The sequence below is a fragment of the Zoogloea sp. JDB1 genome, assembly GCF_056724025.1.
This window is the reverse complement of record NZ_CM161496.1, coordinates 2130521-2143038: the sequence shown is the minus strand read 5'-3', so window position 1 is coordinate 2143038 and position 12518 is coordinate 2130521. Positions and strand designations below refer to the sequence as shown.

Annotated in this window: 9 protein-coding genes; 6 read left to right on the top strand and 3 right to left on the bottom strand. The window is 66.2% G+C overall.

The window, feature by feature from the left end; genetic code table 11:
• Positions 1 to 66: 66 nt before the first annotated feature.
• Positions 67 to 999 (bottom strand): exosortase-dependent surface protein XDP1, encoded by a 933-nt coding sequence (xdp1, locus tag AC1PPK_RS09615; RefSeq protein ID WP_481117597.1) that lies wholly within the window; start codon positions 997 to 999, stop codon positions 67 to 69.
• Positions 1000 to 1128: 129 nt separating this feature from the next.
• The gene (gene prsT, locus AC1PPK_RS09610; protein WP_481117596.1) at positions 1129 to 3966 is read right to left on the bottom strand and encodes an XrtA/PEP-CTERM system TPR-repeat protein PrsT; all 2838 of its coding nucleotides are present in this window, start codon (positions 3964 to 3966) and stop codon (positions 1129 to 1131) included.
• Between the two features lie 207 nt (positions 3967 to 4173).
• On the opposite strand from prsT, the gene ftsH reads away from it, so the two are divergent.
• From ftsH to AC1PPK_RS09580, 6 genes are all read left to right on the top strand, one after another.
• Positions 4174 to 5991: an ATP-dependent zinc metalloprotease FtsH gene (ftsH, locus tag AC1PPK_RS09605; RefSeq protein ID WP_481117595.1), complete on the top strand. Its 1818-nt coding sequence runs from the start codon at positions 4174 to 4176 to the stop codon at positions 5989 to 5991.
• 159 nt (positions 5992 to 6150) lie between these two features.
• Positions 6151 to 7053, top strand: coding sequence for a glutamate/aspartate ABC transporter substrate-binding protein (locus tag AC1PPK_RS09600; protein WP_481117594.1), 903 nt, complete (start codon positions 6151 to 6153; stop codon positions 7051 to 7053).
• Between the two features lie 105 nt (positions 7054 to 7158).
• The gene (locus tag AC1PPK_RS09595) at positions 7159 to 7899 is read left to right on the top strand and encodes an amino acid ABC transporter permease (protein WP_481117593.1); all 741 of its coding nucleotides are present in this window, start codon (positions 7159 to 7161) and stop codon (positions 7897 to 7899) included.
• Between the two features lies 1 nt (position 7900).
• Positions 7901 to 8590, top strand: coding sequence for a glutamate/aspartate ABC transporter permease GltK (gene gltK, locus AC1PPK_RS09590; protein ID WP_481117592.1), 690 nt, complete (start codon positions 7901 to 7903; stop codon positions 8588 to 8590).
• Positions 8591 to 8605: 15 nt separating this feature from the next.
• Positions 8606 to 9334, top strand: coding sequence for an amino acid ABC transporter ATP-binding protein (locus AC1PPK_RS09585; protein ID WP_481117591.1), 729 nt, complete (start codon positions 8606 to 8608; stop codon positions 9332 to 9334).
• A 21-nt stretch (positions 9335 to 9355) separates the two neighbouring features.
• Positions 9356 to 10291, top strand: a complete 936-nt coding sequence (locus tag AC1PPK_RS09580) for an asparaginase (RefSeq protein ID WP_481117590.1) — start codon at positions 9356 to 9358, stop codon at positions 10289 to 10291.
• A 336-nt stretch (positions 10292 to 10627) separates the two neighbouring features.
• Here the strand turns inward: AC1PPK_RS09580 and AC1PPK_RS09575 are convergent, their stop codons facing one another.
• Positions 10628 to 12412: a monovalent cation:proton antiporter-2 (CPA2) family protein gene (locus AC1PPK_RS09575; RefSeq protein ID WP_481117589.1), complete on the bottom strand. Its 1785-nt coding sequence runs from the start codon at positions 12410 to 12412 to the stop codon at positions 10628 to 10630.
• Positions 12413 to 12518: the final 106 nt, after the last annotated feature.

The following is a 12518-nucleotide window of genomic DNA, read 5'->3' as shown; positions in this document are numbered from 1 at the left end:
CTCCCTGAAACAAAAACGGCACCTCCACGGTGCCGTTTTTGTTGTCATTCTTGAAAGGAAATACCGTCAGCCCTTGCGGCGGCGTCGCATCAGCATGACACCGGCCAGCGCCCCACTCGCCAGCACCATGCTGGAGGGCTCCGGCGTCTTGTAGGTGGCACTGATCGCCGCGATCTTGACGTAGTCGTTACCCGCATTCACGGTGGCACCGTTCGGCAGCGCTTGCACCAGATTGTTGAGCGCACCGACCAGCCAATAACGCGCACTGATGTTCAAGTCATTTACCGCCAGCGGCACGTATTTGCTGGCATCGGAATTCTGCTGCGGGGTGTTGCCTGCCGCATTGGAATAGTTCGCGGTACCGGTCGTCCCCGCCGACGCCTTCACCACGCTCCAGCCACTGCTCAGCAGGCTGGCGTAGCCCTGGTTGGCAGACACGAAAGTCGGCGTGCCGGTTCCCGTGTAGGCCAGCACGGTGATATCCGAATCGGAATACCACCAGCCAACCGTCACACTGTTGAGTGCGACCGATTTACCCGTTCCGAAGTCGAACAACATCGAGTCATAGCGGACACTGTTATCCATCGTGTGACCGGGCACAGACGTATTCGCGATAGTGCCCTCATTGGCGTCGCCAGCCCCGGTCGCGCCATCGCGGTTGGTCACGCCCAGACCACCCGAATAGGAGCCGAGGTACGCATTCTGTATATACGCGTTGGTAACAGTGTTGGCCCCACTTCCACTGTTCTTCGTATCGGACCAAGCGGAGATGGTCACGTTCTGGTTGGTGCCCGCCGAGTATGTACGCGTATTTCCGAAACTGTTCGCATTGGTTTCCGTGCCCCCCGTCGTGAAGCTCCACGAAGACGCGGCATGGACCGGAGCCGTAGCGATGAGCGCCAGTCCCAGCGCCAGGGACCCGAACACATATTTTGACATTTCATACCCCACTAAGAATTTACGCCCCGGATTCGTCCAAATACAACGAACGACGAGCACTTGGGCATTCTTTATGCAAAATCCGCACCAATCCTATAATTCAATGAAAAACAACAATTTTTTTATTCAATTGCTTCAAATTATGGAAATCTGTAAAACATACCGACAACAACTATTTCACACTTCGACTCACAATCCGAGCTCACCCCTCAATTGCTGGGCTTCCTGTGCGCTGTCGAACGCCCCTTCGGCACGTAGCGCCGCCGCCAATTCGAGCCGCGCTTCCTCCCGCTTTCCGCTGCGGTTCAGCGCCCACGCCAGGTGGTAGCGGATGTCACGAGACTCCGGTGCCTTCAGCCGGGCGTCGCGCAAGGTCTTCAAGCCGATATCCAGCGCCCCGTTGCGGGCACGCGCCCAACCCAGCGTATCGAGCACGTTCGCATCGCCCGGTGCCAGCTTGGCGGCGCGCTCCGCGGCGGCCACCGCCCCCCCATCATTGAGGCGCAACAGGACCTGGGCCAGGTTGTTGGCCGCCATGCCGTTCCGTGGATCGCGGGCGAGCACTTCGTCATAGGCGGAGCGGGCCTCGGCCAGCCGGTTCAGGCGCAGGTAGCCCTCGGCCAGCGCCGTGCGCGCGGCGGCGTCATCCGCATGGCCCCGCAGCCATGTCCCGAGCAGGGCCACCCCTTGCGCACCGTCTCCGGCACGGAACGCCGCAGCAAAGGCCCGCAGGGCCAGATTCGACGTCGGCGCCTTGGCCAAGGCGGCCTGATATTGGCGCAGCGCATCCGCCGGCGCTTTCCTTGCCATGGCGATGTCGCCGGCCAGACGCAATGCATCGACCCCGTTGGCAGTCCGGGCCTGCAGCGCACGCTGCAGCGACTCCGCCCGCGACAAATTACCCAGGCCCAGTTCCGCCTCCACCTGCAGGACCTGGGCGGGCAGATAGCCGGCCCGGGCCGCTAGCGCCCTCTCCGCGCTCGCTGCGGCCTCCATGGCGGCGCCGGCCTCCAGTTGCAGCCGGCCGAGCTCGACCAGCCGCTCGGCATCCGCCCCGATCAGTCTGGCCAGCGTCGCAAAGGCCGTTCGCGCCGCATCCTTGTCGCCCATGGCCAGCGCCGATCGCCCGAGGGCCTCAGCCACCACCGGGTCGTCGGGACGCGCCTGGCTCATGCGCTTCGCCACGGCCAGCGCCGGCTCGGCCTTGTTCGTCTGCCGGTACAAGCCCAACAGCTCAAGCCCAACCTGCGGATCGCCGGGCGCCAAGCCCCAGGCCTTCTCGAGCAAGCCCTGCGCCTCGGCCAGACGGCCGGCCCGCATCTCCACCCGCGCCAACTCCGTCGTCGCCTGCACATGCTGCGGCGCCTTGTGGAGCAGGGCACCCAGGCGCGTGCGCGCGGCATCCAGCTTGCCCTCGGTCATGTCCAGGCGAGACAGATTGAGCTGTGCCGGCACGAGCTCCGGAGCCAGGGACAAGGCCTTCGTGTAAGCGACACGGGCTTCTGCCGGCTGACCACTGGCGGACCGGACAGCCCCGAGCAGATTGTAGGCAAGCCCTTCCGACGGCATGGCCTTGACGAGGGCCTCAGCGACCTGCAGCGCATTGCGCCTGTCTCCCCGACGCAGATACAAGGCGCTCAAGGCGGACGCCACGTTCACCTGCCGCGGGTCCTTGTCGAAAGCCTTGCGCAGCACCGTCAGGCCCAGATCCGGCTGCTGGCTGCCGAGCAGTGCAAACCCCCGTTGCGCGACGATCCCCGGGTCATCACCGGACATCCGCCCCGCCGCATCCAGGGCTGTCGCGGCCTCCGCGTAGCGGCGCTGCTTCAGCCGCAACGCAGCCAGAGTCGTCAGCACCTGCTGGTCGGCATCGCCGGAGCGCAGCATGGGCTCGAGCAAATCCCCGACCCTCGCCAACTCCCCGTTGGCGAGGTAAATGTTGGCCAGCAGCTTGCGGCCGGCGGGGTCCTTGGGCATCCGCAGCACGTATTGCTCGAGCAGCGCCCTCGCCCGTTCCGAGCGACCGGTCGCATAGGAGGCCAGCCCCCCCAGCATCAACAGTGGCGGCTGGCGGGACACGAAGTCCTCCGGGAGGGCATCCACCAGCGATGTGACCTCCTCCAGTTGGGCACGGGACGCCTTGCTGTCGCCGCGGGCTGCGAGGACCAGACTCTTCAGATAGGCTACGCGCGGCTCCCGTTTGATCAGGCCGGCCGCCTTCTCCAGATCGGGCCAGGCCTCTTCCGGACGCTTCAGGTCGATCAGCAGGGACGCCCGTGCCACCAGTGCATCCAGCAGGCGGGGGTCGGCAGCGAGGGCCTTGCCGAAATAGGCCAACGCCCCCTGGACATCACCGGCGGATTGCAGCAGCGCGCCGCGCAGGTTCAGCAATGAAGCATCGGCCGGCGCCATGCCGAGCGCCGTATCGAGCGCCTTGCGGGCCCGCTCCGGATTACGGTCACGCAGGGACAGGTCCACTTCCGCGCGCAGGGGGGCCAGGGATTTCGGGTCGGCCTGGCGGCCGGCATCGAGGGCACGGAAGGCCTCCCGCATGTTGCCCTCGTCCGCATAGGCCGTCGCCCGCATGGCCAGCACCTCGGCCCTCGCTTCAGGTGGCAGACCATCCGGGCGGACACGCTCCAGCACCTTCTTGCTCTTGCCGAACATCATCAGGGCCGTGCCGTAGGGCTGCGCAATTTCCGCGAGGTTGACGCCCAAGTCCAGCGCACGCTCGAACTCCGCCTCGGCCGCCGCCGCCTGCCCATCCTTCAACAAGGCCTTGCCCAGCAGCAGATGCGCGGCAAGCATGCCCGGCTCCTGCTGGATCGCATTGCGTGCCTGAACAACGGCACCCGCGTAATCCTTGCGGGCGAAACGTCCGCTGGCATCCTCGTAGTAGCGGACGGCCTTGTCGCTGGGGGCACGGACCGCGGCCTCCACACCACCGCCGGCCAACCCTGTGCAGACCAGAAAAGCGAGGAGGGAGTGACGGAATGCAGGCTGGAGCAGACGACGGGCATAAGACATGGAAGGCGCATCCGGTTTCAGTTTTATCACGGACATCATTATGTCCGGCTGGTGAAAACCGCCCCGTGATGGAACTCGCACCGCAGCATCCGGTCTGCAGAAAGGACATCACACCGTTCATCAGATGCGCCACCTGGCGCCTGCCGCTTGAAGGGCGCCACTCACGGCCCCATATCGGGTGAACCAGTCCGCCCCTCCCTCTGCCCCATGGAAAAGAAAACCCAGTTCAGCCTCTGGTACTTCGTCTTCGCACTGTTCGCGATCTTCACCCTGCACGACCTGTGGGTGCAGATGCGCACTGTCGAGCCCGTGCCCTACAGCGAATTCCAGCGCATGGTGAAGGCCGGCGAGGTGGCAGAGATCGCCATCGCCGACAACACCATCCAGGGCACCCTCAAGCAACCACTAAAGGACGGGCGCCAGAAGTTCGTCACCACCCGCGTCGATCCGGCACTGGCCAAGGATCTCGGCCAGTACGACGTCAAGTTCACCGGCGTCGTCGAGAACACCTTGTTCAAGGACATCCTCGGCTGGGTGCTGCCGGCGGTGATCTTCGTCGCGATCTGGATATTCGCGATGCGCAAGTTCGCCGACAAACAGGGCCTCGGCGGCGGCTTCATGAACCTCGGCAAGAGCAAGGCCAAAGTCTATGTGGCGGCCAATACCGGGGTCAGCTTCGAAGACGTGGCCGGCGTGGACGAGGCCAAGGACGAACTGAAGGAAGTGGTCGGCTTCCTGAAAGACCCGCAGCGCTATGGCCGCCTCGGCGGCCGGGTGCCGAAGGGCGTGCTGCTGGTCGGCCCGCCGGGCACCGGCAAGACCCTGCTCGCCAAGGCCGTCGCCGGCGAAGCCGGCGTACCCTTCTTCTCGATCTCCGGTTCGGAGTTCGTCGAGATGTTCGTCGGCGTCGGGGCCGCCCGCGTGCGCGACCTCTTCGAGCAGGCTCGCGCCAAGGCCCCGGCGATCATCTTCATCGACGAGCTGGACGCCATGGGGCGTGCCCGCGGCGCCTTCGCGATGGGCGGCCATGACGAGAAGGAACAGACTCTCAACCAGCTGCTGGTTGAGCTGGACGGCTTCGACTCCTCCTCCGGCCTGGTCCTGCTGGCCGCCACCAACCGCCCCGAGGTGCTCGACCCGGCCCTGCTGCGTGCCGGCCGCTTCGACCGCCAGGTGCTCGTCGACCGTCCTGACAAGAAGGGCCGCATCGCGATCCTGGCGGTGCACATGAAGAAGATCACCCTCGCCGCCGACACCGACGCCGAAAAAGTCGCCGCGCTGACGCCAGGCTTCTCCGGTGCCGACCTGGCCAACCTGTGCAACGAGGCGGCACTGGTCGCCACCCGTCGCAACGGCGAATCGGTCACCGTCGGGGACTTCACGGTGGCCGTCGAGCGCATCGTCGCGGGTCTGGAAAAGAAGAACCGCGTCCTCAACGAACACGAACGCACCGTCGTCGCCTACCACGAGATGGGCCACGCGCTGGTCGCCATGGGCCTGCCCGGCACCGACCCGGTGCACAAGATCAGCATCATCCCGCGGGGCGTCGGCGCCCTCGGCTATACCATCCAGCGCCCCACCGAAGACCGCTTCCTGATGACCCGCGCCGAGCTGGAGAACAAGATGGCGGTGCTGCTGGGCGGCCGCGCCGCCGAGCAGATCATCTTCGGCGAAGTATCCACCGGTGCCGCCGACGACCTGCAGAAGGTCACCGCCATCGCCCGCTCCATCGTCATGCGCTTCGGGATGGACGCCGAGCTCGGCAACGTGGCCTACGACAGCGACAAGGCCAACTTCCTCGGCCAGAACGCAGCCCCGCCGCAGGAGCGCGCCTACTCCGAGGAGACCGCCCGCGAGATCGACTGCGCGGTGCGCCGCATCGTCGCCGCGGCCTTCGAGCACAGCCTGGCGATCCTCACCGTGCGCCGGGACATCCTTGAGGAAACCGCCCGCGACCTGCTGGCCCGCGAGACCCTCGACGAGGCCGACCTGAAGGCCATCCACGCACGTATCGAATCGGTATAGGCGAAACGGGCACACGCACGGCATCCGCCCGCCTCGCAGCAGAGCGGGCTACAATGCCCGCACTGCGCGCCAAGGCGCGCCCCGCCTCGCTTCGCCGCCGGGCGACGGGCGGAACCACCCCATTCGTGATCGTTCGACATCCCGTGGAGGAAGCCGCTCATGTCCTGTACCCGCAAGTTCGCCCTCGCCGCCCTGGCCCTGACCGCCGGCCTCACCACCCAGCCTGCCCTCGCCCAGGAATCGCCGACGCTCAAGAAGATCAAGGACAGCGGCACCATCTCCCTGGGCCACCGGGAGTCGTCCATCCCCTTCTCCTACTACGATGACAAGCAGCAGGTCGTCGGCTACAGCCAGGAGCTCATGCTCAAGGTCGTCGACGCGGTCAAGGCCAACCTCAAGCTGCCCAGCCTGCAGGTCAAGCTCACCCCCGTCACCTCCCAGAACCGCATCCCCCTCATCCAGAACGGCACCATCGACATCGAGTGCGGTTCCACCACTCATAACGCCGAACGCGCCCGCCAGGTCGCCTTCTCCGACACCATCTTCATCATCGGCACCCGCCTGATGACCAAGAAGGAATCCGGCATCAAGGACTTCCACGACCTGGCCGGCAAAAACGTCGTCACCACCGCCGGCACCACCTCCGAGCGCCTCATCCGCAAGATGAACGAGGACAAGAAGCTCGGCATGAACATCATCTCCGCCAAGGACCACGGCGAGGCCTTCCTCACCCTCGAGACCGGCCGCGCCGTCGCCTTCATGATGGACGACGCCCTGCTCTACGGCGAAATGGCCAAGGCCAAGCGACCCGCCGACTGGGTCGTCACCGGCACGCCCCAGAGCTTCGAGGCCTACGGCTGCATGCTCAGGAAGGACGACCCCGGCTTCAAGAAAATCGTCGACACCGCCCTCGCCAAGACCATGACCTCCGGCGAGGCCGAGGCCATCTACAAGAAGTGGTTCACCCAGCCCATCCCGCCCAAGGGACTGAACCTCAACTTTCCCCTCTCCGACGCGATGATCAAGCTCTACAAGGCCCCCAACGACAAGCCCTTCGAATGAGCGCGTGACGGCAGGCGACGGAGGCCGGGCCGGGCACGCCGCCGGCCTCCGTTCCACGTAGAGGCGGAGGCCTGCGCCGCCGCCACCTTCCGCAAGGAGACCCACATGGGCTACCAATGGAACTGGAGCATCTTCGGCAGTCCGGTCCCGACCGGTGAGACCACCTACCTGGCCTGGCTGCTGTCGGGCCTGCAGACCACGATCGTGCTGTCCCTGTCGGCCTGGCTCGTCGCGCTGGCCCTGGGCTGCCTGGTGGGCGTGCTGCGCACCGTGCCGAACAAGGCCCTGTCCGGCCTGGCCGCCACCTATGTGGAGGTCTTCCGCAACATCCCGCTGCTGGTGCAGCTGTTCAGCTGGTATTTCGTACTCCCCGAGATCCTGCCCTTCGGCCTCGGCGACGCCTTCAAGCAGCAGCTCTCGCCGCTCACCCAGCAGTTCCTGGCGGCCATGCTGTGCCTGGCCTTCTTCACCAGCGCCCGCGTCGCCGAACAGGTCCGCGCCGGCATCGGTGCCCTGCCCCGCGGCCAGAAGGCCGCCGGCCTGGCCCTCGGCTTCACGCTGCCGCAAACCTACCGCCACGTGCTGCTGCCGATGGCCTTCCGCCTCATCGTGCCGCCGCTCACCTCGGAGTTCCTCAACATCTTCAAGAACTCCGCGGTGTGCTCGACCATCGGCCTGCTCGAACTGGCCGCCCAGGGCCGCCAGCTGGTGGACTACACCGCCCAGCCCTACGAGTCCTTCATCGCCGTGACGCTGCTCTACCTCGTCATCAACGTCGTCGTGATGGGCCTGATGCGCATCGTCGAAGCGCGCACGCGGGTGCCCGGCTACCTGGGAGGCAAGTGACATGTACGAGTTCGACTGGTCCTCGATTCCCGGCGCGCTGCCCTTCCTGTGGGAGGGCATGAAGGTCTCCCTCGGGATCACCGCCTGCGCGGTGCTGTTCGGCATCGCCTGGGGCACGCTGCTGGCGATGGCGCGCCTGTCTGCCATCAAACCCCTGGCGTGGCTGGCCGCCGGCTACGTCAATCTGTTCCGCGCCATCCCGCTGGTGATGGTGCTGCTGTGGTTCTTCCTGATCGTGCCGCAGGTGCTGCGCGGCTTCTTCAATCTGGACCCGAATACCGACGTGCGCCTGGCCTCGGCGCTGGTGGGCTTCGCTCTGTTCGAGGCGGCCTACTACTCGGAGATCATCCGCGCCGGTATCCAGTCGGTGCCCAAGGGGCAGATCGCCGCCGCCTCCGCGCTGGGCATGAGCTACGCCCAGGCGATGCGCCTGGTCGTGCTGCCCCAGGCCTTCCGCAACATGGTGCCGCTGCTGCTGACCCAGGCCATCGTGCTGTTCCAGGATACGTCCCTGGTCTATGTGTCGGCGCTGGCCGACTTCTTCGGCGCCGCCTACAAGGTCGGCGACCGGGACGGACGGCTGGTCGAACTGCTGCTGTTCGCCGGCGCGGTCTATTTCCTGATCTGCTTCGCGGCCTCCCAGGCGGTCCGCCATTACCAGAAAAAGCTCAACGCCCACGCGGCGCACTGACTCCCGGAGCCCGAGATGATTTCCATCCAGAACGTTTCCAAGCATTACGGCAGCTTCCAGGTCCTCACCGACTGCTCCACCGAGGTCAAGAAAGGCGAAGTGATCGTCGTCTGTGGGCCGTCCGGCAGCGGCAAGTCCACGCTGATCAAGTGCGTCAACGGCCTGGAGCCCTTCCAGAGTGGCACCATCACCGTGGACGGCATCTCCGTCGGTGACCCGAAGACCGATCTGCCCAGGCTGCGCAGCCGTGTCGGCATGGTCTTCCAGCATTTCGAGCTGTTCCCGCACATGAGCATCACCGACAACCTGACCATCGCCCAGATCAAGGTGCTCGGGCGCGGCAGGGACGCCGCCACCGACAAGGGCCTCAAGCTCCTCGACCGGGTCGGCCTCAAGGCCCACGCGGACAAGTTTCCCGGCCAGCTCTCCGGCGGCCAACAGCAGCGCGTGGCGATTGCCCGCGCGCTGGCGATGGACCCGATCTGCATGCTCTTCGACGAACCCACGTCGGCCCTCGACCCGGAGATGATCAACGAGGTCCTCGACGTAATGGTCGAGCTCGCCCACGAGGGCATGACGATGATGTGCGTGACCCACGAAATGGGCTTCGCCAAGAAGGTCGCCAACCGCATCCTCTTCATGGACAAGGGCCAGATCGTCGAGGACGACGCCAAGGACGCCTTCTTTGGCAACCCGCGCTCCGAGCGGGCGCGCCAGTTCCTCGCCAAGATCCTCACCCACTGACAGCCGCCCCTCCGCCCCCACATGACCCGCCCACGCATCCACCTGCTGGCCACCGGCGGCACCATCGCCGGCGAAGCCGATCCCGCCGCCGACAGCCCCCGCTACCGGGCCGGCGTGCGGCCGGTGGAGCAACTGCTGGCGGCCGTCCCCGGACTGGACGCCACCGCCGAACTGAGCGCCGAGCAGATCCTGTCCCTCGACAGCAAGGACATGATGCCAGCCGACTGGCTGGTGGTCCTCGCCGCCGCGCGCCGCGCGCTGGCCGACCCGGCCATCGCCGGCATCGTGATCCTGCACGGCACCGACACCCTGGAAGAGAGCGCCTATTTCCTGCACCTCACGCTGCCCGGCGACAAACCGGTGGTGCTGACCGGCGCGATGCGCCCGGCCGACCACCCGCAGCCCGACGGCCCGGCCAACCTGCGTGCCGCCGTGTGCCTGGCCGCCAGCCCGAGCGCCCGGGGCAAGGGCGTGCTGGCGGTGATGAACCGGACGGCCTACCCGGCGCGCTGGCTCACCAAGGCCCGTACGACCGGGCTGGACGCCTTCGAATCGCCCCGCCCATGGACCGACGGCCGCCCCGACGGGCGCTGCGCCGACCTGAGCCCGGCCACGCTGCCGCGGGTGGATGTGCTGATGGGCTACGCCGGCGCACCGCCGGAGCTGGTGGACGCCTGCATCGCTGCCGGCGCCCGCGGCCTGGTGCTGGCCCTCACCGGCCATGGCAGCGTGCCCGCGGCCTGGCTGCCGGCCCTGGAGCGGGCCCGCGAGCACGGCGTGGCGATCCTGCGTGCCAGCCGCTGCGCCGGCCCCGTGATCCACAACGCCAACGCCGACGACGACCGGGAAGGCTGGCTCACCGCCGGCGACCTGCCCCCCGCCAAGGCCCGCATCGCGCTGATGCTGGCCCTCGCCCGTGGCGGCGAAACCCAGAGCTTTCTGCAGCTGGAAGAATGATTTTGTGGCGCCGCGGAATCATCCGGTGGAGCCACAAAATCATTTTTTCGAGCGAAAAATCCGTTTTTTCATGGGAAAAACTGGATTTTTCACGCCGAGGAATCGCCCGGTGACCAGACGGAGTCGTTGCGCCGCATCACCGGATCGGCGGGACATGCCAAAAAATCGCCGGGCGGCGTGACAAAACGGTTTTGACATGCCACCCGATCATCGAGTGGCATGTCCCGAGCTTTTTGTCATGTGACAAAAGACTTTTTTCATCCGGAAAAACGATTTTTTCGCGGGAAAAAATCATCCCGTCGGCGCCTCCGCGCCGCCCCGCAGGGCGACGCAGGCTCAGGACGTGGCGCCGCGCCCCTTGCGGGTGAAGGCCACGCGGGCCTCCTCCAGCACCTGGGCCAGCTCCTCACGGGCCTCCATCGAGGACTGGATCAGCTTGTGCTCGTCGTGGCCGATGGCCTGCTGTCGGGCCAGCACCTCGGCATCGTGGCGGGCGAAACGATTGACCATCTGCTCGGCCAGCGCCGGCGGCTCGTTGAGCAGTTCCAGCGTCCACTTGGCCATTTCCAGGCTGGACGGCAGCGCCTCACGGATCTGCCGCTCGATGCCCAGGTCCATCAGGCGGCCGGCATGGAAGCGGTTGCGCGCCCGCGCGACGATCTGCACATGCGGGAAATGCTTGCGGACCAGCTCGGCGGTACGCAGCGATGCTTCCACATCGTCGATAGCCAGCACGAAGACCTTGGCCTGGCCGATCTGCGCCGCATGCAGCAGATCCAGGTGGGCCGCATCGCCGTAGAAAACCTTGAGGCCAAAACGGCGCACGGTATCCACCTGGCCGGCATCGGAATCCAGCGCCGTGAAGCTGATGCCCCGCGCCAGCAACAGGCGCCCGACGACCTGCCCGACACGCCCGAAGCCCGCGATCACCACTTCGCTCCCCTCCGCCGGCATCTCGTCGAAGTCCCGCGGCACTTCATTCTTCCTGGCCGACCTGGCCAGCCAGTCGCCAAACATCAAGAGCAGCGGCGACACGGCCATCGACATCGCCACCACCAGCGTCAGCTTGTCGGCCTGCACCTCGCCGAGCACGCGGAAGGACTGGGCAGCGTCGAACAGCACGAAGGCGAATTCACCGCCCTGGGCCAGCGCCAGCGCCAGCAGGCGCGCGTCCCCCGTCGTGCCGCCGAACAGGCGCCGCAGCACGAACAACACCACACCCTTCACGATGATCAGCCCGGCGGTGAGCTGGATGATCTGCCACGGGAACTTGAGCAGCAGGTCGATGTTGGTAGACATCCCGACGGCCATGAAGAACAGGCCCAGCAGCAAACCCTGGAAAGGCGCGATGGCCGCTTCCAGTTCATGGCGGAATTCGGAGTCGGCCAGCAGTACGCCCGCCACGAAAGCGCCCAGGGACATGGACAAGCCGCCCGCCTGCATCAGCAGCGCCAGGCCCAGCACCGTCGCCAGTGCGGCAGCGGTGAACATTTCCCGGCTGTTCACCCGCGCCACATGGCGGAACAACATGTCCAGCGTCGGCCGGCCGATCACCGCCACCACTGCCAGCAAGCCGAGGCCCACCGCCGGGTGGGTCAGCGCCGTCGGCCGCCCGGTACCGAACAACGGAATCAAGGCCAGCAGCGGAATGACGGATAAATCCTGAAACAGCAAAATCGCGAAAGCTTCGCGCCCATGACGGGTTGAAAGTTCGCGCCGCTCGGCGAGGGTCGGCAGCACAAAGGCCGTCGACGACAGGGCCAGGATGATCCCCACCACCGTCGCCGCCGACCACGACAGGCCCAGATAGCGCCCGGCGCCGGCCAGCGCCGCGGCCACGCCGAACAGTTGCAGCGCCCCCAGACCGAACACCGAGCGCCGCAGGGCCCACAGCCGCGAGGGCTTCAGTTCCAGACCGATCACGAAGAGCAGCAGCACCACCCCCAGCTCGGCCGTGTGAAGCAGGTTGTCCGGGTCGCGCACCAGCTTCACCCCGAACGGACCGATCAACACCCCGACCGCCAGATAGCCCAGCACCGTGCCCAGCCCAGCCCGCTTGAAGAAGGGAACGAGCAGCACGGAGGCCAGCAGCAGCGCAGCAAGAGTGGTCAGGGATTGCATGGATTTCGATGCACAACAATGGAATGCCGAGTCTCTCACAAACCGGAGACCCGGATGCCCGTGGAAGGATAAGGAAACAATACGACAGAAACTATGGGAGTAGTTC

Bases quoted from the DNA above. Each gene is read 5' to 3' on its own strand.
- prsT (WP_481117596.1), bottom strand. From the start codon at position 3,966: ATGTCTTATGCCCGTCGTCTGCTCCAGCCTGCATTCCGTCACTCCCTC.
- ftsH (WP_481117595.1), top strand. From the start codon at position 4,174: ATGGAAAAGAAAACCCAGTTCAGCCTCTGGTACTTCGTCTTCGCACTG.
- AC1PPK_RS09600 (WP_481117594.1), top strand. From the start codon at position 6,151: ATGTCCTGTACCCGCAAGTTCGCCCTCGCCGCCCTGGCCCTGACCGCC.
- AC1PPK_RS09595 (WP_481117593.1), top strand. From the start codon at position 7,159: ATGGGCTACCAATGGAACTGGAGCATCTTCGGCAGTCCGGTCCCGACC.
- gltK (WP_481117592.1), top strand. From the start codon at position 7,901: ATGTACGAGTTCGACTGGTCCTCGATTCCCGGCGCGCTGCCCTTCCTG.
- AC1PPK_RS09585 (WP_481117591.1), top strand. From the start codon at position 8,606: ATGATTTCCATCCAGAACGTTTCCAAGCATTACGGCAGCTTCCAGGTC.
- AC1PPK_RS09580 (WP_481117590.1), top strand. From the start codon at position 9,356: ATGACCCGCCCACGCATCCACCTGCTGGCCACCGGCGGCACCATCGCC.
- AC1PPK_RS09575 (WP_481117589.1), bottom strand. From the start codon at position 12,412: ATGCAATCCCTGACCACTCTTGCTGCGCTGCTGCTGGCCTCCGTGCTG.